We start from the raw sequence: 20447 nt of genomic DNA on the forward strand, positions 1-20447 counted from the left end.
TATACGCATATTCCAATGCTATTTGCGCTTTTTTGTTTTAACTGATCTCACTGCATAAATTCTATATCATTGTCTAACAATTTTATTGCTTTTTAAGTCAATCGAAAGATGAAAACAATATTTTAAGGAAATATTTGGTTAAAAATTTAAATTCCTTATGTTTAAGATCAATGAGTTAAGCTTACGAAATTGCGCTAACCGAATATCTGAAAATCAATTTATTTACCAAAAATTTATTGATATTAATCACATAAAATAATATATTCCACAAATTCAAGCACGTTTTTATTAATTTTACTGAATTGCTCAGCAATTATGAGTAGCATTATGAGTCTTCATCAAGCTGTTAATATCGCAATTTTTGGGCTCAGTCTCAGAACATTGAATGAATTAAAAGAACATATACAAACTGCTATTCCTAGTCATATCCAAGTCAATTGGAGCAATATTGCTGAACCACATCTCGATATTTTGATGATCAATCATATCTTTTTTGATTCACCGAATATCAAAAGCTTAATCCAAAATAACCATATTAATGTTCTACAAATTGCCAATAATGCTGATAAAAATAGTTCAATCGAAGATGACACTCTATATCTACCATTGAATCATCTTCACTCACTACATCAATGGCTAAATGAGCGCTTAGCTAAAAATGCTGCGATAGAGAAAGTATCCCCACCTCAAGCAACCAATACTACAATTCATCGGAAACAAATCGGGGAAGTTCTACAAGAAATCCTCAATCCTAAAAATGGCAAAATTCAGTTATTTGATCACAATGGTTTAATTGCAATTGCAGACCCTCGTAACGAATGGGTTTGGCAAAATCCGATGCTACAAACATTACATACAGATCCAAGCTTAAATTACACCTACGCCACACAAAATGACCAACTTTGGATCACAGAGACTCCACAACAAGATTTAAAACAATGGTTATGGAATTTACTTTGGGCATCAAAAGATTTTAATGAACTTTGCCCCCCCTCTGCATCAAGTTTCTATTTAGAGATTTGGCCACAACCAATAAATAAAATTGAGCGCCAAGATATTTTACGTATGGCTGCTTGTTTTGCTAAAGGGGCTGAAATTTCAGTTGTAGCCAGCCAATTAAAATTACCTGAACAGCGTGTCAAACAATTTGTTGCAGCAAGCTTAGGTGCAAATTACGGCAAAATTATCAAAGATCATCAAGCCAACTATCATCCGCAAAATAATCAAAATATGACTGAACAAAATTTTATGAAAAAATTGTTTGGTCGATTACGTAACCGTTTAGGCTTCTAACCTAGGATAACTCTATGATTATACAACAATATAAAATTGTCTTTGGTGGAACTATGGGGTCAGGTAAATCCAGTGCGATAAAGGCACTCTCGGAAATTGAGGTACTCAGCACCGAGGCTTTAAATACTGATCTTGAATCGCATGAAAAAATGCTCACCACTGTCGGTATCGATTATGGTGAGATTACTTTAGATGATGGCGTCAAAGTCGGGTTATACGGGACGCCTGGACAAGAACGTTTTGAGTTTATTTGGGCTGTAATTTGCAAAGGTGCAATTGGTACGATTGTCATGATTGACCACGCCACAGAAAATCCACTACTCGATCTAGCTCAGTATGTAGAAGCGTTCAAACCATTTGGCGATAATATTGTGATTGCGATTACTCATATTGATCAAAAACCAGAAAGAACGCTTTCGATGTACCGAGATTGGCTTGCAAGACAAGGCGTTAATTACCCTCTGTTTTTCATCGATGCACGGCAACAGGATGATGTTTTGCTATTGGTAGAGACGCTGATCGCAAATATTGAAGTACATTATGGGCTGATAACTTAAATTAAACCTTTATAAATAAAGTAGCAGCCAACAACAACTAATAAGCCTGCAAAAGATTTTTTTAACATCGCAGATGATAAGCGATGTGCTACTTTTGCTCCCAGTTTAGCGGTAATAAAGCTCATTGCGCTAATACCAAGAAAAGCATAAATATGAACATAACCAATCGTATTTGGCACATTAATTTGTTCTTTTGCACCAAACCACATAAATCCGATTGCACCAGCAATCGCAATCGGCAATCCACACGCCGCTGAAGTTGCCACCGCCTTTTGCATCACCACACCATGACGGTTCAAATAAGGTACCGTTAGGCTACCACCACCGATCCCAAATATCGCAGATGCCACCCCAATTCCACCACCAGCAATAAACTGTAATGGTGCAGATGGTAAGTGGCGATTTGGATCAATAACAGCATGCGCTCCGCTAAACATTTTATAAGACATCCACACTGCAAATACACCAATAATTAACTGTAAATGCTGCCCAGAGAGTAAATCCGCCACACCTGCACCGAAGAAAGACCCCAAAACCAAACCTGGTGCTAAATTACGAAATACATTCCATAAGACAGCACCTTTTTTATGGTGAGCAGTCACAGAACTAATTGATGTTACAATAATTGTAGCTAGAGATGTCCCCACAGCTATATGCATGATCACATTCGGGTCATAATGCATTTGAGTAAAGACAATATATAAAATTGGTACAATAATTAATCCACCGCCAACACCAAACAAACCTGCAGTAAATCCAGCAATTGCGCCAATCAGCAAATATATGATTAACTCCATCAACACATGACCACTCTACTTATAAAACAATGGAAGATTTAGCAACTCGCCAGCTTCAGCAATTACTTAATGCAAAAAATCAATTTCCTGAAATCGTGTTGCTCAAAACGACGACAACATCGACAAATGATGATATGCGTGAAATTGCACAAAAAGGCATTAGCTCAGGATTAGTTTGCAGTGCACAGCAAACACAAGGTCGAGGTCAGCACCAACGGCAATGGTCTTCTCCTGAAGGTAATATTTATTTAAGCACACTGATTCAAACCAAAACAGCTTTAGGTGGTCGTCTTGCACTGGAAGTTGCTTTAAATATCCTACAAATGCCAAGCTTAAAAGGTCTAAGTTTACAAATTAAATGGCCAAATGATTTATATAGTGCTCAAGGCAAATGGGGTGGAATTTTGGTTGAACCACTCTCCCCTCATCAAGCGATTGTTGGCGTAGGCATTAACTTAAACACGCCCCCTGTAGAAAATGCGGATCAGCCAATTACCTCTCTGACGATGCTCAGTTTAGCTCATACTGATCGTTTAACACTGATTGCTGAGCTTTACACTGCGATTCAACAGGCTTCTCAATGGTTTGAACATGGCAGTTATAATTTAGCTGAACGCTTTAACCATCATGCAATATGGCTCAATCAACAAGTTGAGTTTGAACATGCGCAAGGTAAGCTTCAAGGGCGTTTTCAAGGCATCTCCAATGATGGTGCTGTACTCATTAAAACCGATCATGTTCAAGCCTTCTATCAAGGCCGTTTACGCCTCGCACCCATTTAAGGAGTGATCATTTTATGAAAAGTCTATGGTTGGATATTGGTAATACCCGTTTAAAGTATTGGATTACCGAAAATGATCAAGTGCTTGAACATGCTGCCGAATTACACTTACAGTCACCTGCCGATTTACTGTTAGGTTTAATTCAACATTTTAGACATCAAAATTTAAGTCAGGTTGGAATTTCATCTGTTTTAGATACAGAAAATAATCAACGTATTCAAATGATCCTCGATATTTTGGAAATTCCAATTATCTTCGCTCAGGTACATGCTAATTATGCAGGACTTCGTTGTGGTTATGATGTTCCAAGTCAACTCGGGATTGATCGTTGGTTACAGGTCTTAGCAATTTCAAAACCTGATCAAAACTTTTGTGTGATTGGCTGTGGTACAGCGCTGACCATTGATTTAGTAGAAGGGTTACAACATTTAGGCGGTTATATTCTGCCAAATTTATATTTGCAACGAGATTCACTCATTCAAAATACCAAAGGTATTAAAATTCCTGACTCTGCATTCGATAATCTGAAACCAGGACACAACACCGTTGATGCTGTGCATCACGGTATCTTGCTAGGTCTAATTAGTACCATTGATCAAATTATGCAACAATCACCTAAACACCTGATTTTAACAGGTGGAGATGCGGAGATATTTGCCAAATTTCTGCAACATCATCAGCCTTTGATTGAATCTGATCTCTTACTTAAAGGACTAAAAAATTACGTTCAACTTAAGTCAGCATTAACCAATATTTGAAGTATCTGGAACAACTGAGGAAACATCGTATATCCATCTTCAGTGCGAAAATGCCCTGCATGAACAGCTTAAATCAGTTGGGCATTCAGTAAAAAGGCGCAATTTGCGCCTTTTCTAGAGAGCTTTAGGTTATTTTTTTGGTTCATTACTACCAAATAAAGGTCCCATGTTACCGCCACCAAATTGTTTTTGCATATTACCTAATGACTTCAACATTTTGCTCATTCCTGACGGATTCGCAAATTTCTTCATCATTTTCGCCATTTGAGCTTGTTGCTTAATTAATTTATTCACTTCAGCAACGTCCATACCACAACCCGCAGCAATACGTTTTTTACGGCTTGGATTCATCAAATCTGGGTTACGGCGCTCTTTAATGGTCATCGATTGAATAATCGCTTCCATTTTTTTCACTTGCTTTTCAGGATTTGCTTGTGCAATCGCATCTTGAATACCAGAGTTACTCATGCCAGGCAACTTATCCAAGAAGCCCATCATCCCGCCCATCTTGCTCATTTGCTCAAATTGCATCAGCATATCTTCAAAGTTGAATGTTCCGCCTTTCTGCAATTTCTTCGCCATTTTTTCGGCTTTTTCTTTGTCGATTTTGCGTTCAACTTCTTCGACCAAAGAAAGTACGTCACCCATACCTAAGATACGTTGTGCAACACGATCTGGATGGAATGGCTCAAGTGCATCTAGTTTTTCACCGATACCCAAGAACTTGATCGGTTTACCTGTAATCGCACGAACAGAAAGCGCAGCACCACCACGTGCATCACCATCAGTTTTAGTCAGAATAACACCAGTCAAAGCCAAAGCATCGTTAAATGCTTTTGCTGTATTAGCAGCATCCTGACCTGTCATCGCATCGACAACAAACAGAGTCTCTGTTGGCTTAACTGCAGCGTGTAATTCTTTAATCTCATCCATCATGTCTTCATCGACATGTAGACGTCCTGCGGTATCAACAATTAAAACATCCGCAAATTGAATTTTTGCTTGCTCAATCGCACGATTGACAATATCAATTGGTTTTTCTGAAGCTTGCGATGGGATAAAACCAACACCAACTTCACTGGATACGGTTTCTAACTGCTTAATCGCTGCTGGACGATAGACGTCAGCAGAAACAGTCATTACTTTTTTCTTTTGGCGCTCTTTGAGGAAACGCGCTAATTTTGCGGCAGTTGTTGTTTTACCCGCACCTTGCAAACCTGCAAGTAAAACCACGACAGGTGGCTTTGCACTTAAATCTAGAGTCTCATTTGCCTCACCCATCATTTTGGTGAGTTCATCATAGACAATTTTTACAAATGCCTGACCTGGAGAAAGCTGAGTCATGACTTCTTGACCGAGAGCTTCTTCCTTAACCTTCGCGATGAATTCACGAGTTACAGGTAATGCCACATCGGCTTCAAGAAGTGCCATACGTACTTCACGTAAGGTATCTTTAATATTGTCTTCGGTCAGCTGCCCTGAGCCAGTAACATTTCTTAAACTCTGTGTGAGTCGTTCTGTTAAGGTATCAAACATTGCGAAATCCGCTTAAAATGGCTAGTTGCAAAAAAATCTTTCTTAAAATAGAAAATTTATGCGTAAGATGCTATAGGATACTGTAGTTCGAAGCGAATTTACATCTTATATAGTGAATATTATTCAACCCCCTGAAAAAGGTTTGACATGATCAGTCTCCCCTTGGTTTACACAATTTTGGCACTTGTAGCCTATACCAGTTCTTTTTGGTATTTGTTTATACGTTTGATGTCAAAACGTACTCCAAATCTTTGGTGTTATTCGATTATGATTGGTCTAGGGCTACTACTGCATAGTACGGTGCTCTATCAAGACATGATGACACCAATTGGCGTGAATTATGATGTATTTAACCTAATGTCATTTACTTCGGGGCTGATGTTAGCACTCAGTTTAATTTTAAGTTTAATTCGACCAATCTTGCCATTAAATTTAATCGGCACTCCTGTTGCCGTAATTGGTTTAATTTTAGGATATGCTTTTAGTCAACCAAACCAAGTCATTGAACAACATAGCTTAGGTTTAGATCTTCATATCATCCTCTCTTTGTCAGCTTATGCTGTTTTACTAATGGCAACTATTCATTCCGTATTGCTTTGGTTTCAAGATAGAGAACTTAAGAAGAAACAAAAAAGACGAATTTGGGTTAACTTACTTCCACCATTCCAAGTGATGGAATCGGTACTCTTTGATTTAATTATTACAGGTTTTGGCTTACTCACTGCTGCACTTCTCTTTGGCTTTTTTACAATTGATAATTTCTTTGCTCAGCATCTTGCTCATAAAACCGCTTTTAGTATTATTTCATGGTTTTTATATGGCGCGCTTTTGATTGGCCATTACAAATTCGGTTGGCGTGGGCGCAAAGCAATTCGCTTTACCATTACAGGTTTTATCTTACTTGCAATTGGTTTTATCGGTAGTAAGTTTGTTTTAGAAATGATTTTGGGACGTTGAACAACACTACTTAGCCATTTGAGGAATAACTTTGTATTCATATTACAAATATATAGATACAGATGGGGAGATAACTTTATATGAATTTGATCAGGAATATTATTGTTTAAAGTCGATATTTGTTAACTCATCAGAATGTATAAATACAAATTTAAGCATAGAGCAAACTAATTTCTTCTTACCCGAAGGTAATTTCTCAGAAAGCTTAGATATGTTGACTCCAATAAAAAAAGAAGAATTTTTAAATTTCTGGGATCAGTCGATATCTAAATATTTAAAGCGGTGGAACGAATTAAAAAACAAATTCAAAATCGGGGAAATGATCGAAACCGAAATTGTTTGTTTTTATCCTCAAGGAGTAATCGTTCAATATAATGAAGAATTTTTTGGTTTCGTTGACTACAACGATTGTAAATCTGTTCTAGGTGCATCAAATATGTACCCTCAACAAAAAATTAAACTTTTTGTTGAAAATTTTGATGATGACAACTTATGGGTTAATTTTTCAATTAAATCTGTTTAAACACTTTTCCAACATTAGTAGACAGCCTATCTGAAAATGCGTATAACGCAGTATTCGCTTCATTAGGTAATAATCATCGTGAAACTTGTGCTCGCTCCAATGGAAGGCTTAACTGATCCAATTATGCGTGATGTGCTCACCCATGTTGGCAGTTTTGATTGGTGTGTCACTGAGTTTATCCGTATTACTGACAGCATTCTTCCCGACCACATTTACTACAGTTTTTGTCCTGAATTAAAAAATGAGGGAAAGACAGCGGCCGGCACACCTGTGCATGTACAGTTTCTTGGGAATAATCCAGAGATGTTGGCCGCCAATGCCGCGAAAGTTGTTGAACTCGGTGCTCCAGCAATTGATCTTAATTTTGGTTGCCCCGCTAAAACTGTTAATCGTCATCGTGGCGGTTCTGTTCTATTGGATGAACCTGAAACCGTACACCTCTTAGTTAAAGCAGTTCGTGATGCTGTACCTGCACATATACCCGTTTCAGCTAAAATGCGTCTGGGCTATCTAGATGAAAACCACACTTTAGATAATGCACATGCGATAGAAGACGCTGGTGCAAATTGGCTTACCGTACATGCTCGTACAAAAGCCGATGGCTATACGCCTCCTGCTTATTGGGAAAAAATCCAGCCGATTACTGAAGCATTAAAAATTAATGTCATTGCCAACGGTGAAATCTGGAATAATACAGATGCCAAAGCCTGTTTAGAACAGTCTAATTGCCAAGACCTGATGATTGGACGTGGTGCTGTGACTACACCAGATCTAACCTTATGTATTCGAGAGAATAGTGATCAAGCTATCCTTTCTTGGTCAAAGTTAGTGCAACTCCAGCAACGTTTTTTAAGTGGCCAGTACAAAACTGAAATTGGAATGATCGGTCGTTATAAACAATGGTTAGGTATGATGACCAAAGCCTATCCAGAGGCCCAAGAGCTTTGGACAAAAGTAAAGAAAGAGAAACAACTAGATGAGATTATTAATTACTTGAAGCAGAGCTGACCTTTTTTAATAAGAGTATATTAGACCTCTTGCAAAAATCATTTTTTAACCAACTCCATGTTGTAAATTGCAGCAATTAAATTCAGACGTAAACCCATGCGTTTACGCCTATTTCGGTAACGTGTAGCCAGAATTCTAAAGGTCTTTAATTTTCCATTGACGTGTTCAATTCGAATACGACATTTACTAATTTCCCGATTTATTTGCTTCTGTAATAAAGTTAACGGCTTCTTTTTACTTGCCTTGAATGGCATCAGGCATTTTATCCCCAAACGATTTAAACCTAAATAACCTTTATCAATCAGCATAAAGGCTTGATATCTCTGCTTTTTACGTTGAGCCTTAAACAACTGGAAATCATGTGTACTCCCATGTGTAAGACCTAATGAAATAATCTGCATCGTTTCATAATGAATGATGAGTTGAGCTTTGATCGTATGTCGTTTTTTCTTACCGCTATAGAATCTTTTCTGTTTTTTTTTGGACGCTCAATTGTCATTTCAGTTGCATCGACAATAACAACATTCCAATCTATCCCTGCACCATGCGGTAGTTTCTTAGGTAAATGAAATTTATCAGATTTTATTAAAATAGTTTCTATTTTATGAATAATTCTGGACGCAGTTGATTCGTGGATTCCATAACTCATAGCAACATGAAAGAGCGTGCGATATTCACGCCAATAACTTAGCGTCATTAACAGTTGGTCTTCAAGTGAAAGACTCGAAGGTCTACCTCGTTGAGTATTGACTTGGCTTGACTCTAATACTTCAAGCATTTCTAAAAAGGTTTAGGGTTGTATTCCAATCAGTCGTTTAAACTGACTATTTGATAGCATCTTTACTTTTTCATATTTCATGTACTCATGATAGTAGAACATGACTTTTTAATGTGGATAAAAAACAAACAAAACGTTGATCGTTTTTTGATTTTTGCAAGAAGTCTATTGATAAAAAAAGCGACTGAGGTCGCTTTAATAAAATGACTAACTTATTACATCCCACTAACTTTCATCTTTAAGTTAGTAACTGATGCACCTACAGCACCTATACTGCCAATTGAAGCATTTGGCAATCCATTAAAAGTACTTGATGGATATGTCGTAGACGGACTTCCAGACTGCCCTAAAATTACGTTATTTAAACTCAAGTTAAATTTGTCTGAAACTCCCGAATTCCCAAAAACTAACCCACCAGAATCTGTGCCATTTTTACCCTCAATACCAGCATAAAAACCAGTCAGCCCAAAAGGTGAATTATTATAACCCGTAAATTGAAAATCAAAACCGATACCATATGGATTATTGCTTCCATCATAGTCAGAAACAGCAACTATATTACAACCACTACCTGAACCACAAATTGAATTTATTGCACCTCCAAACATAATCATATGTCCTTGTGGTGCTGCACCTAATTGAATATTTACTGTTGGTTTATTAGCGGCAAAAACGATATCTATCCCACTTGCACCACCAACTCTTACTATTTCTTTCACTAAACCTGCTTTAGGTTTTAATGTAGAACTATCATAGATAGTACTTTTACTGTATGAATTACTAATGATATCAGAGAGAGTACCTTCACTAGCAGCATATACAGAAAAAGGAGAAATACGAATTCCTGTGATATTACTTTTAAAAGATAAAGCAATATTTGTGAAAGCGCCTTTATTTAAAACAGTTCCAACATCTGAATCAATTACAGCGTTGAATCCAAGAATAGTTTCACTAGAACCATTTAGCCCTACAACTCGAACAGGGCTAGAAGACGTTTGCCCTCCAATCACTAAACCAGCCCTTTTAGTATAATCAGGCGATGTATACAATGAAGAACCACTACCGTATGACAAACCATCATTATCTATCATAGATAACTGCTTAAACTCAACATTTGCTTGTGCTTGAATAGTCAGACCATCTTGCCCTGTCATTGTAGCAAGACTCTGGTCATCCATAGGTTGCATCGCTATAGAGTATGGACTTAATAGCAGTAACGATAGACATCCTAGCTTTTTATTTTTTTTCATTGCCCTGATCCGTAGACAAATGTTTAAAATACATCCGATAGATTAACATAGCTTATCATCTATTCAATCTATTTCAGACCAAATAGATGATGCACTTTAATTACGTGGCATAATACCAAATTGGCTAGTTAATCTACCGCCAGTGATTGCCAATTCACCTAAACGAGCGCCAGAACCAGTATTCGGTGGATATAGGTTTATATCTCTCGCACGAAAAACACCATCAGTAGTACGATCTGGGTTCAATGTAAAAGACGAATTAAAACTAACCATCCCTTCAGCACCATTCTGGTTCGCTTTTGGGGCAATTACAATTGCATTATTAAATGCCATTTTACCCGTTAAATTATCTAAACCGAGTGTAGAGCCATCAAGAGGATCACTAATTTGAATTGTATTACCTTGTTTTGGGTCTAAAGTAAAATCACCAACAATATTTAAACTACTCCCAGTTCCATCAGACTTATACTCACTATTTGGTATAAGTGAAAAATCCATGCTACCGCCAGCGCGTAACTTAATACCAAATAGCACATCATTTGATGTAGCAAAATTATTTAATGCTACTTTATTATTAGCTGGAACAGAGCTATTACATCCTGCATTTGATGTAGACAATACACAAGTTTGGTAAGTTGTCCCTGGTAGATATCCAGCAGCAACTTGCGCTGCAGCCACAATAAGTAAATCTTTTAAACTAACGTTTAAACTACCCTTTTCTACACCAATATTACCAGTGCCTTTGAGTAATAAATCAATATTACGCAACCCCATATAATAATCAACAGGTTGATTATTAGCACCTATTTTTTTACCATCAATTACTAAAATTGATGTTGTTTTACTTCCATCAGAACTTACACCCTCAGTACTCATGGCCAGTGAAAAACCTAGACGCGGCGTTAAACCTGTACCAACAACAACTTTATTTGTAGACGATTTATTATAGCCTTTATAATCAGACGTATAAGCATAAGCAGTAGATGCATCAACATTGGTACCAAAAATCGCCATGTTGGCATTTAAATTATAAAAAGGTAATGCTAGTCCCCATTGATTAGTACCATTATGCTCTGCAATATTTGGAACTGCTGCACCAGTTGCATCATTTGTTCGAGCACTATTTGTAAAACGACCTAGACGAGATATTGCTTGGAATTCAGCACCTCGAACCGCTACTAGTAAACTATAAGGATTTTGATTTGCAGCGATACCATTTGGAGTGTCTGTATAGATATATTGAATATAATCATTATTACTAGTTAAAAAATTACCATTACCAAATCGACTGGTTTGGAAAAGTTTATTTGCAGGTAATAAAACTGTTCGAGTATCAGCTAGATTTACATATACATTACCACTATCAAATGAACCACGATCAGTCGCTACTAATCCAGTTAAATTTCCAAATTCAAAACCATAAGTATTTAGACCTGCATTACCAATTTCTAGCGTAGTTGCCTTACCATCACTCCCCAACATTGGATCATTATCTTTAGTAAATTCAGCAGCCATACGGAAAGCAATACCTGTACTCCCCATAATATTATTTCCAGTTGTTGTAGTAATAGGATTATTTGCTGCTAATGATAAATCAGTGCTTAAGTTGTTAGTTTTACCAACAATATTACTTTGATCAGATTTACCATAATTTACTCCAGTATAATCTGGATTATTCTTATTTGTTGTATTCAAGCCTCTCAACTGTAAATAACCATTTACCATTCGACCACTTGCGCCAACACGTATTAATCCCTTGGCATTACTTGGACTATTGGTCCCATCAAGAACATAAGGTGACGTTTTGCTTACATCTTTATTCAGTAAAAATTCTAAATTTAAACCTGAGTTTGTTGTATCACCACCAGCACCGACTACACCATTACCATAACTGCCAGTATTTCTTAAATTACTAGATGCAGAATCTGTAGTTCTTCTAAAATCAACATATCCATGTGTTGCATCTGGTTGAGTACTAGATGCTAAATTTATTGTGCCATTAGAATTATATGCAATTGTTGCTTTACCAACACCGTCGGAATTAGTTTGTAATCTAAAGCCACCAATGGCATCTACAAACATAACGCCTTTACCTAAAAAGTTAAAATTAAAGTTCTTAAGTATGAGTTGATTAAGCTCATTACTAACATCTTTTTGTCCTAAATAGATATTCGCATTTTTCAATCCTAAATCTAAAGTTGCTTGCTTATCTTTACTAAAAAGTCCATCACGAGTCTTAAAATTAAGATCAATAACTGAACTTGTTTGAATTGCCATATTCCCAATTGGGGCGCTGCAACGCTGAGTAGACTCAGTGTCACATATTTTAAATTGATCAATTGTAATTAAAGAAGGATTTGCCGAAATGGCTAAATCTAGTCCAGTTCTACCAGCATCACTACCGCTACCACTCCCTATATTTATTTTATAATCTGTCCCTGGAGTCCGATTTGAAATAGGTAAGTTTGAAACATTAGCATTGGTTGACTGAATCTTAAAATTTTCAGCTGTCGCTTGTAAATTACTATTTATTCTACTCGAAGTTCCTATTCCAGCATTATCTTGCCAATAAAGCTTATCAACATTAATTTCATCATAAGAGGTTGAAATATGAACTCCATCTTGACCATTAACATTACGCAATGCACTATCATCTAAGCTTTGTAATGCATGCGCAGAATTTATGAGTAGCATACTTGTTGCTAAAGTATTCAATGCAAACCATGCTGTATTGTGATTTTGGTTATTTTTTTTCATCACTTCAATCCTTGATAATCTCTAGCTCTAGCAACGTGGATGACTGCTATCACAACCAAACATCATGATCTTACCTTGTATAGCAAGATTACCATTCATTCTCATACCAACAAACCCAGTTTCCTTACCCTGATCATATAACGATGTTGCAGCATTCGTTGCGTTATAAGTCGTTGCTTTTAAATATCCATACCCACTAGTTGGTGGGGTACTAGCAGAACCTTCAACCACTTTGCCATTTGAATCGATATAACTTGTAAAATCATCTTGTTCAATCGCAAGTGCATTAAAACCAAAATTTCTAATTAAAATAGGCATACTAGCATCAAAGCTAAGTTGCATAGAAGGTTTAATCTGATCAATTCCACCATCATTCTGATATACTAAATCAACACCATCTAAACCTAGTTTTTGAATATCAACAGTTCCTTGGATTCCCTTGAACACTAGCCATAATTTTCTTGCTGGATTTGCTAAAGTTGGATCACTTTCTGGTACATCCCACAAAGTGTTAGCTCCTTGCACACGACTACTAACAAATCGTTTATTTACCGAAAGTCCTAAATGACAATAACCTAAACCAGTATTATTATTCGCTGTCTTATCGCAAACACCACCAACACCATCATCAAATTGATAAGTACTGGTATGATTTAATGAAAATTTCAATGACAAATCTGCTCCAGCTTGCCCCTCAACCTCTCTCAAAGCTTGGCTATCCAAAGTTTTTAATTCAGCATGTACTATACTTGTGCTGAATAGGAGCAAAATCATCATTTTCTTCATTATAATATCCTTTACTTATAGCATCAAAACCAGCTATTGATTACTAAACCACCACTTTCTTCCCGAAAATAGCTATTAACAAAACTTCAAACCACCCCAACAGTTAGGTGCAAAATTTTGATTTGTTAATTTAAGGTTACTAATATTTAAGTTTAACGCACTATTTCTTAAATCGATATTTCCGATATTCACTGTTAAATCGCCACTTCCTAACAAGCCCCCAAGATCATTTGTATTTGCTTCATTACCACCACCACGGCGTAAATAGTAGGAAACAGCACTTGCAATCTGAGGGAAAAGTGGAGAAATATCAATAGGATCTTGCGGAACTACATATCCAATATTTACTGGATCGGCAAATGACATCCACCAACCTTTTTGTGCAACATCATCCGATTTCGCTCCTGGCCACTGCAATGCTTGTTGCTGTAAAGATAAAGAAAATGGCGAGTTAATCGGTAAATTATGAATTAAACCTAAAGACTGATTTAGATTTAAATTTGCAGTAATGTTTGAAATCTGCCCATTCATATAAACATTTTTGAATACGTCTCCTTCTTGCGCGACAGCGCAAGAAATTCCATAGCATCTTGTTACTGTTGCTTCAACACGACCGCCTTGTGAATAAATAGCTGAAGGCTCTGGGTATGCTGGATCATGTGGACCACTTGAGTTATATTGCACGGACCCATTCACAGGGTAGTTTGCATCACCAGGTCCACCTATATAGATATTAGGGACATTTACAGGAGCTGATAAAATTTTAGACTTTGCTCTAGTTTCATTAACTAAAATTGCTGGAATTTCAAAATAGTTATTATTAATCTGAGGAATATTAAAACCACCAGCAGAAGTCTTAAAATCGGCTCCATTTAAACCTAATGCTGTTAGGGCACCTGTAATCACTAAATCATTTGGATTTAAATAGGTACCATAAAGATTGTCTCTCGTTGCTGCTGTCGTTGCATACCCTTTTATGATACCTGAACTGTCAGACTGTACTTTCATATAGCCTGAAATAGTATTAATACCATTTGCAACTCCAGTATTTTCCGTTCCAGCTGATAATAATCCTAGCGCTTTTTCTGCACTTAAACGAAATCCAACAACTTGACGCATAGAAGCAGACTCAGGATTTTTAACTGCAAATTCAATAAATGGATTGGTTATTTTTGCCGAAGAAGCAGCCCTTTCCTCATTAGTCATTGCAAGAGGTTTACCATTACTATCAACCTTTAAACCACTTAAACTTAAATTATCAATATCAATATCACAGTCACCAATACCATTTACACCACCACAGCCTAACTGTAGTTTTTTAATATTTGCGTTTAATTCAATTTCTGCTTCCATTCCTAATTTATAGAAACCAATATCTTTAGTACTTCCTGTGCGAGTTGATTCTAAATTTTTTGTATCAACAGGAGAGATATAAGAGAGGCTCATTAAAGCCTGTCCTTGTACTTTTGATAATTCATCATCAGTTAAGTCAACCATTGAAGATGCATATAGTCCTTGACTAAATAAAACAGTAGCAATACTAAAGCCCAAAACATTAAAATTAAACATGATGACTCCCGCCTTATAATCCCTTCGTTGTTATTTTCATATGCTGAATTAACAGCCCATCAATCACAGCTGAACCAAAGTTATTTAATGCTGATGGATTCACACCACCTGTCACAGCAGTTGGTACAATATCAGAAGTGATTGCAGTAGAAGATCCTAAACCTGAGCCATATGCAACAGCTGCCTGTCCACCTGCAACTCTAAACCAAGGTGCATTTGCACGTGTTCCATACGTCCAATTGGTATTATTCACATGCGTTGGAGTAGGCGTATTAGAACTTCCACCATTATTAACTGCACTTAAACGTGATAATCCATACAATCCATCTGTTGTTGTACTACCAGAACTACCATTACACGCACCACCTGACTCGCCAGGCCAACAATCATCCGCACCACGCTGACCACTACCAGGATTCGCCATGCTACCGCCAATGATTTGATTTACATTGGTTACAGTTGCAGGATAACCATTTCCATTCCCACCTACACCCAATCCAGCTCCGTTATACCAAGTTAAACAGTCTGTTGTGGTATTCGTACAATAGCGAGCATAAGTACCATCATCATTACCGAAAATTTTATTGCCACTTGCATCAACATTTGTAAGATAAACCCAATCAACATGATTACCAGAAGTGTTATACCAACGATCGACTGAAGTAGCACAACCATTCCCACCGAATGGTCCACCAGTATATACACATGAAAGCTGAGCCTGACCGTACGGATCATCTTTCGTTGCTGTAGTCGCACCACCCGGTGTTATACGCCAGTATCCATCATGTTGCAAAGTCAAACGATAACGATCAGTCACAATATAATCAGTATCTACACGTTGCTGACGTTGTTGATATTGAGCTTCTTTAAAAATCTGGGTTCCTGAAATATTCGTTCTATTTTGTGGTGTGCCAAAAAATATCCCTAATGCTTCAACACTACTATCCGCAACTAAAGTTTGCCCACCATCATTACTTTTCACAGTACCAAAACTGATACTACTGTGCGTTGCAAGTTTTTTACCTGCTAATGCTGTAGATGAATAATCATTTAAGGCAGATCCACCTTGGTAGCCAGCAACAGTTGAACTACCGCATTGGTAAACATTACAAGTAGAACCATAATAGGTCACACCTGTATCACTTGTATCACCTGCATAACGAGTATAAATTTTTGTATAAACATCTTGTTTATTTGGAATACGTGCTATTTCCAAACTAAAGTTCGTACCATCGGAACCAAAAACAACTGGTTGATAGAGTGAGCCTAATACTAAATTAATGTTAGGGTTATAAATAAATATTCCATCATCTGCTGCAAATGTAGGTGCATTCCCACCCCCCAAAGCAGGTGTCGAGACTAAACTGGTATTTGAAGTTTCTCTTGTACTCAATCGTAAAACATTACTTCCATTTGGATCTGGCGCAGTCCAAGATGCTCCAGAAACAGTATCTTTTACAGCACGATCTCTATAACGAAATTGACAAGCAACAGAACTAAATTGGACACCACCAGCATTACATCCTCCGGCAGAGCCATTATCCCCACCTAAAATACTGGTATTAGCATAGGTATTCCAAACCTCTGTATTTGACCATCCTGTTGATGCTGCGGTAGCATTTCTGTCTGTATTATAAGTTCTTGCTGATACGCCAGCATTGTAAGTTGCTTTAACATTTGCAGCATCTCCACTGTTAAAACGCAAAATACCAGAAGCTCCAAGAGTATTATTATAAAATTTACTCATACCATTATTGATGCCAGTATCACCAGAAAGACCAACTCCCCCTAAAGTTTGGAACAATTGTAAATTACTTCCATTTACACTGAAATTATTCCAGATCGCCTGCAATCGTAATCGATTTTCACGTGGTATTTGCGCCGTGTTTACAGCACTTGTATTACGAGTACAACCATTTAAGCAAAATTGATTTGCGTCACCTTCTATTTTACTTGGGTCTCTCACGAAAGCATCAGCCCATAAACCCAATTTAAGTTTATAAGCATCTAGCCCTGTATCTGATGTAAGTCCAGCAAGACTTTGATTATAAAGTGGAGCTTCCATAGAAAGGTAAGTAACTGAACTTTTAGATGTACCACCATTTGTACCATTGACATAAAAATCAGGTACATTGTAAGCAGTACTTGCCTTTAATAACCAAGGATTACTTGCTGTTCCCCAGCTCTTAATACTTGCATCAGCAGCAGTACTTGCTATACGGGTATTGGTATTGTTATCAGATTTAGAAACTGCTAAACCATATAAAAACAAATCTGCTTTACCAGCACCAGCTGCACTAGCTTCTGATGTTAAAGGGCCAACAGGAATGTAACGGATATAACCAGTATCATTTAATCGATCATCCGTATTACCAGCAATCCCATCCGCTCCAGCCAATGGAGTAGCCTCATTAGGACCTGCGCCACGGAAAATCATATAAGTATCTTGGGGTAGTAAAGCGATGCCTTCACCAGTGGTTTCACTTAAACCATCGTCTGATAATTCTTGCAATGCAAAAACTGACTGATTTAGACATAAACCAATCAAGGTCGCCAAAACAGTTTTTTGAAATGATACCGTATGAAGTGTAGTCATCTTGACCTTCCCATTACGCGATGCTCCGCACCATCGTTATTTTTCTAACTTCCTTTTGAGTGATTCCCTAAAAGAGAAATTGTATCCAAACATCACTCAAACACAGGTAATTTTACCCATATATATTCATTCTTCATTATGCCGATAATTTACACAAATGCAAAATATATTAGGTAAACGTTCTATTTTCCGATGAATGAATTATTATTTTTAAATAATTTCTTTTAAATATATGCCTGAATATTATATTTTTATTCTTTAAATATAAGGTTTATATTGCAACAACCAAAAAACTTCATGATTGTTGCAAAATGTAATTTACAAATCATGTTCTCGGTAAAGTTACACCTGTTTGACCTTGGTATTTACCACCACGGTCTTTATAAGATGTTTCACACACCTCATCACTTTCAAAAAACAGCATTTGTGCAACACCTTCACCCGCATAAATACGTGCTGGGAGATTCGTTGTATTTGAAAACTCAAGCGTAACGTGACCTTCCCACTCAGGCTCTAGTGGCGTTACATTCACGATAATACCGCAACGGGCATAAGTCGATTTACCTAAACATACTGTTAGGACATTACGTGGAATACGGAAATATTCAATCGTACGCGCGAGAGCAAATGAGTTCGGTGGAATAATGCAAACATCCGACTCAATATCAATAAAACTTCTGTCATCAAAGTTTTTCGGGTCAACAATGGCAGAGTGGACATTAGTAAATACCTTGAATTCTCTCGCGCAACGGACGTCATAGCCATAGCTAGACACCCCATAAGAAATCAACTTTTCTCCGTTTTCATCGAAACGGACTTGATTCTCTGCATAAGGTTCAATCATGCCGTGTTTTTCGCTCATTTCACGAATCCAACGATCAGATTTTATTGCCATGACTTTTATCCAAAATCTAAGTTAATGATTAGCGAGTACTTTAACGTAAAACGACATTAATGAAAACAACAGAACCCTGCTACCTAGATTGTTCAAGGGAGCGGGAAATTAGAATTAGAGATTGATTAGAGCTGAATAGCTAATAGGAATGGCAAAGCTGATCAGTACAACTGATGCTGTGCGCTGTAATTTAGCTTGAGACAACCATTTTAGTTTATTGGTTGCCAACACAGCGCCAACCGAAATCCAAAATAGTGCAATTGGAAGAATGAGTGCAACAAAGCTACTCATATGCGCAACATAGATTTCTTGCGCTTGCCATGCCGTTGTTGGGAAAATTGCTGAAGCAAATAATAAAGCTTTAGGATTTAATAGTGTTGCAAACAATAATTCTCTTGGTCTTATTGTAGGTTGATTTAAGATCACTTCTTGATTTGCTGTACGCCATAATTTAATCGCAAGGAAAATAATATACCCTGCACTTAATAGTTTTAAAAATGTTGGTAATAAAGGTAATGTCGCTGAGACTTTACCAATCAACATTCCCCACGCACTGATCGCAAGAATATAACCAATTGCTTCTGCAGGAATCAGCAATAGAGATTTACGCAATCCCACCTGAATACCAGAGGAAGCAAGTAAAGTATTAGTTGGACCAGGAGTGAGCAAAATAGTTATCACTAAACCAATAAAAAACCATGAAATCATTGAATGACCTCACTACAAGATAAATTTAGATTAATATAGTTGCCAGGTGATAGCAAAATTTTAACTGTAAGCACTTATGACGAGAGCCTATCTAAATAAATGTTTTCTCTATATTTTATTAATTACAAGTACACTCTACTCATGAGTCACAGGAGTAAAAACATACGCTAAAATACAACACATATAACGTATTCTAAGTATTCTTATTTTTTAACAAGATAAACTTTGGTGCTATTTTAAGTTTTCAATAAGTAAATAATGTTATTTTATATACATTCGTTCACTTTTTCCTTTCAATGTGCTTCCTCGTTTATGCCTAAGAAATTTTTTAATAAGTGGCTGCCTTCATCAGAGAAAGTTGCTAGTCTAAAATTTATGAGAATTTTTGGTGAACGCACCTTAAATCCCCTACTTTGGTATGTGAACCGTCGTTCGATCGCTAAAGCCATGTTTATTGGAACATTTTGGGGAATATTACCTGTCCCTTTTCATAGCCTATTCATTATTTTGACTGTGTTATGGTTTGAAGTGAACTTGCCTATTGGCCTATGTATGGCTTGGTTAACCAATCCGCTCACTGTCGTTCCAATTCTGTATTTAGGTTTTTGGTTCGGAACTAAAATTTATCATGTGCACATGATCAATAGCGATATGCTTTTAGGGGTTTTACACCAAATTATCAATTGGCTTAAGAATTTTGGTCATGGTCATATTGATTTCAGCCTTGCGAAGATTCTCGTATCAGGGCTTGTCATTGAAGCAATTTTATTTGCGATTAGTTTTTATTTAATTACACATTTACTTTGGCGTTGGAGCGTAGTGAATGCTTGGAAAAAAAGAAAACAAGCACTGCAATCAAAGAATGAAATTAAAAAAAGCCTCTAAATTAGAGGCTTT

The 20447-nt window shown here is 36.9% G+C and carries 17 protein-coding genes and 1 pseudogene; 8 read left to right on the forward strand and 10 right to left on the reverse strand.

The window, feature by feature from the left end; translation table 11 throughout:
• Nucleotides 1–327 precede the first annotated feature (327 nt).
• The gene (locus tag CDG59_RS08275; RefSeq protein WP_087544755.1) at nucleotides 328–1293 is read left to right on the forward strand and encodes a hypothetical protein; all 966 of its coding nucleotides are present in this window, start codon (nucleotides 328–330) and stop codon (nucleotides 1291–1293) included.
• A 14-nt stretch (nucleotides 1294–1307) separates the two neighbouring features.
• On the forward strand, nucleotides 1308–1850 hold the full coding sequence (locus CDG59_RS08280) for a GTP-binding protein (RefSeq protein WP_087544757.1): 543 nt from the start codon (nucleotides 1308–1310) through the stop codon (nucleotides 1848–1850).
• Here CDG59_RS08280 and CDG59_RS08285 read toward each other — a convergent pair.
• On the reverse strand, nucleotides 1847–2647 hold the full coding sequence (locus CDG59_RS08285) for a sulfite exporter TauE/SafE family protein (protein WP_087536749.1): 801 nt from the start codon (nucleotides 2645–2647) through the stop codon (nucleotides 1847–1849). The genes CDG59_RS08280 and CDG59_RS08285 overlap by 4 nt on opposite strands.
• Before the next feature lie 29 nt (nucleotides 2648–2676).
• Here CDG59_RS08285 and CDG59_RS08290 point away from each other — a divergent pair, with 29 nt between their 5' ends.
• Together CDG59_RS08290 and CDG59_RS08295 are read left to right on the forward strand one after the other, a co-directional pair.
• Complete coding sequence (locus CDG59_RS08290; protein ID WP_087536748.1) at nucleotides 2677–3429, forward strand: biotin--[acetyl-CoA-carboxylase] ligase; 753 nt, start codon at nucleotides 2677–2679, stop codon at nucleotides 3427–3429.
• A gap of 14 nt (nucleotides 3430–3443) precedes the next feature.
• On the forward strand, nucleotides 3444–4187 hold the full coding sequence (locus CDG59_RS08295) for a pantothenate kinase (RefSeq protein ID WP_087544758.1): 744 nt from the start codon (nucleotides 3444–3446) through the stop codon (nucleotides 4185–4187).
• 129 nt (nucleotides 4188–4316) lie between these two features.
• On the opposite strand, the gene ffh is transcribed toward CDG59_RS08295, so the two are convergent.
• Nucleotides 4317–5723 carry a signal recognition particle protein gene (gene ffh, locus CDG59_RS08300; protein WP_087544760.1) on the reverse strand — a complete coding sequence of 469 codons (1407 nt, stop codon included), beginning with the start codon at nucleotides 5721–5723 and terminating at the stop codon, nucleotides 4317–4319.
• Nucleotides 5724–5870: 147 nt separating this feature from the next.
• Here ffh and CDG59_RS08305 point away from each other — a divergent pair, with 147 nt between their 5' ends.
• The 3 genes from CDG59_RS08305 to CDG59_RS08315 all read left to right on the forward strand — a co-directional run bounded on the left by CDG59_RS08305 (nucleotide 5871) and on the right by CDG59_RS08315 (nucleotide 8211).
• On the forward strand, nucleotides 5871–6680 hold the full coding sequence (locus CDG59_RS08305) for an inner membrane protein YpjD (protein WP_087544761.1): 810 nt from the start codon (nucleotides 5871–5873) through the stop codon (nucleotides 6678–6680).
• A gap of 31 nt (nucleotides 6681–6711) precedes the next feature.
• Entirely contained in the window at nucleotides 6712–7203 is a 492-nt protein-coding gene (locus CDG59_RS08310; protein ID WP_087536746.1) for a hypothetical protein, read from the forward strand.
• Nucleotides 7204–7281: 78 nt separating this feature from the next.
• Nucleotides 7282–8211, forward strand: coding sequence for a tRNA dihydrouridine synthase (locus CDG59_RS08315; protein WP_087544763.1), 930 nt, complete (start codon nucleotides 7282–7284; stop codon nucleotides 8209–8211).
• A gap of 38 nt (nucleotides 8212–8249) precedes the next feature.
• Here CDG59_RS08315 and CDG59_RS15755 read toward each other — a convergent pair.
• From CDG59_RS15755 to CDG59_RS08355, 8 genes and pseudogenes are all read right to left on the reverse strand, one after another.
• Nucleotides 8250–9070, reverse strand: a pseudogene (locus tag CDG59_RS15755) (IS5 family transposase).
• A 134-nt stretch (nucleotides 9071–9204) separates the two neighbouring features.
• Nucleotides 9205–10239: a DUF6160 family protein gene (locus CDG59_RS08325; RefSeq protein ID WP_087544764.1), complete on the reverse strand. Its 1035-nt coding sequence runs from the start codon at nucleotides 10237–10239 to the stop codon at nucleotides 9205–9207.
• A gap of 96 nt (nucleotides 10240–10335) precedes the next feature.
• A complete protein-coding gene (locus CDG59_RS08330; protein WP_087544766.1) occupies nucleotides 10336–12996 on the reverse strand; it encodes a DUF6160 family protein in 2661 nt (886 codons plus the stop codon).
• A 27-nt stretch (nucleotides 12997–13023) separates the two neighbouring features.
• The gene (locus tag CDG59_RS08335; RefSeq protein WP_087544768.1) at nucleotides 13024–13782 is read right to left on the reverse strand and encodes a hypothetical protein; all 759 of its coding nucleotides are present in this window, start codon (nucleotides 13780–13782) and stop codon (nucleotides 13024–13026) included.
• Nucleotides 13783–13857: 75 nt separating this feature from the next.
• Nucleotides 13858–15351 carry a hypothetical protein gene (locus CDG59_RS08340; RefSeq protein ID WP_087544770.1) on the reverse strand — a complete coding sequence of 498 codons (1494 nt, stop codon included), beginning with the start codon at nucleotides 15349–15351 and terminating at the stop codon, nucleotides 13858–13860.
• 13 nt (nucleotides 15352–15364) lie between these two features.
• On the reverse strand, nucleotides 15365–17947 hold the full coding sequence (locus CDG59_RS08345) for a hypothetical protein (RefSeq protein WP_087544772.1): 2583 nt from the start codon (nucleotides 17945–17947) through the stop codon (nucleotides 15365–15367).
• A gap of 325 nt (nucleotides 17948–18272) precedes the next feature.
• Nucleotides 18273–18842: a dCTP deaminase gene (gene dcd, locus CDG59_RS08350; RefSeq protein ID WP_087544774.1), complete on the reverse strand. Its 570-nt coding sequence runs from the start codon at nucleotides 18840–18842 to the stop codon at nucleotides 18273–18275.
• Between the two features lie 114 nt (nucleotides 18843–18956).
• Nucleotides 18957–19550 (reverse strand): LysE family translocator, encoded by a 594-nt coding sequence (locus CDG59_RS08355; RefSeq protein ID WP_087544776.1) that lies wholly within the window; start codon nucleotides 19548–19550, stop codon nucleotides 18957–18959.
• A gap of 312 nt (nucleotides 19551–19862) precedes the next feature.
• Between CDG59_RS08355 and CDG59_RS08360 the strand changes: the two genes are divergently transcribed.
• A complete protein-coding gene (locus tag CDG59_RS08360) occupies nucleotides 19863–20435 on the forward strand; it encodes a DUF2062 domain-containing protein (RefSeq protein ID WP_087544778.1) in 573 nt (190 codons plus the stop codon).
• Nucleotides 20436–20447 lie beyond the last annotated feature (12 nt).

Source organism: Acinetobacter sp. WCHA29 (assembly GCF_002165335.1).
Lineage (GTDB): Bacteria > Pseudomonadota > Gammaproteobacteria > Pseudomonadales > Moraxellaceae > Acinetobacter.

Bases quoted from the DNA above. Each gene is read 5' to 3' on its own strand.
- CDG59_RS08275 (WP_087544755.1), top strand. From the start codon at position 328: ATGAGTCTTCATCAAGCTGTTAATATCGCAATTTTTGGGCTCAGTCTC.
- CDG59_RS08280 (WP_087544757.1), top strand. From the start codon at position 1,308: ATGATTATACAACAATATAAAATTGTCTTTGGTGGAACTATGGGGTCA.
- CDG59_RS08285 (WP_087536749.1), bottom strand. From the start codon at position 2,647: ATGGAGTTAATCATATATTTGCTGATTGGCGCAATTGCTGGATTTACT.
- CDG59_RS08290 (WP_087536748.1), top strand. From the start codon at position 2,677: ATGGAAGATTTAGCAACTCGCCAGCTTCAGCAATTACTTAATGCAAAA.
- CDG59_RS08295 (WP_087544758.1), top strand. From the start codon at position 3,444: ATGAAAAGTCTATGGTTGGATATTGGTAATACCCGTTTAAAGTATTGG.
- ffh (WP_087544760.1), bottom strand. From the start codon at position 5,723: ATGTTTGATACCTTAACAGAACGACTCACACAGAGTTTAAGAAATGTT.
- CDG59_RS08305 (WP_087544761.1), top strand. From the start codon at position 5,871: ATGATCAGTCTCCCCTTGGTTTACACAATTTTGGCACTTGTAGCCTAT.
- CDG59_RS08325 (WP_087544764.1), bottom strand. From the start codon at position 10,239: ATGAAAAAAAATAAAAAGCTAGGATGTCTATCGTTACTGCTATTAAGT.
- CDG59_RS08330 (WP_087544766.1), bottom strand. From the start codon at position 12,996: ATGAAAAAAAATAACCAAAATCACAATACAGCATGGTTTGCATTGAAT.
- CDG59_RS08335 (WP_087544768.1), bottom strand. From the start codon at position 13,782: ATGAAGAAAATGATGATTTTGCTCCTATTCAGCACAAGTATAGTACAT.
- CDG59_RS08340 (WP_087544770.1), bottom strand. From the start codon at position 15,351: ATGTTTAATTTTAATGTTTTGGGCTTTAGTATTGCTACTGTTTTATTT.
- CDG59_RS08345 (WP_087544772.1), bottom strand. From the start codon at position 17,947: ATGACTACACTTCATACGGTATCATTTCAAAAAACTGTTTTGGCGACC.
- dcd (WP_087544774.1), bottom strand. From the start codon at position 18,842: ATGGCAATAAAATCTGATCGTTGGATTCGTGAAATGAGCGAAAAACAC.
- CDG59_RS08355 (WP_087544776.1), bottom strand. From the start codon at position 19,550: ATGATTTCATGGTTTTTTATTGGTTTAGTGATAACTATTTTGCTCACT.
- CDG59_RS08360 (WP_087544778.1), top strand. From the start codon at position 19,863: ATGCCTAAGAAATTTTTTAATAAGTGGCTGCCTTCATCAGAGAAAGTT.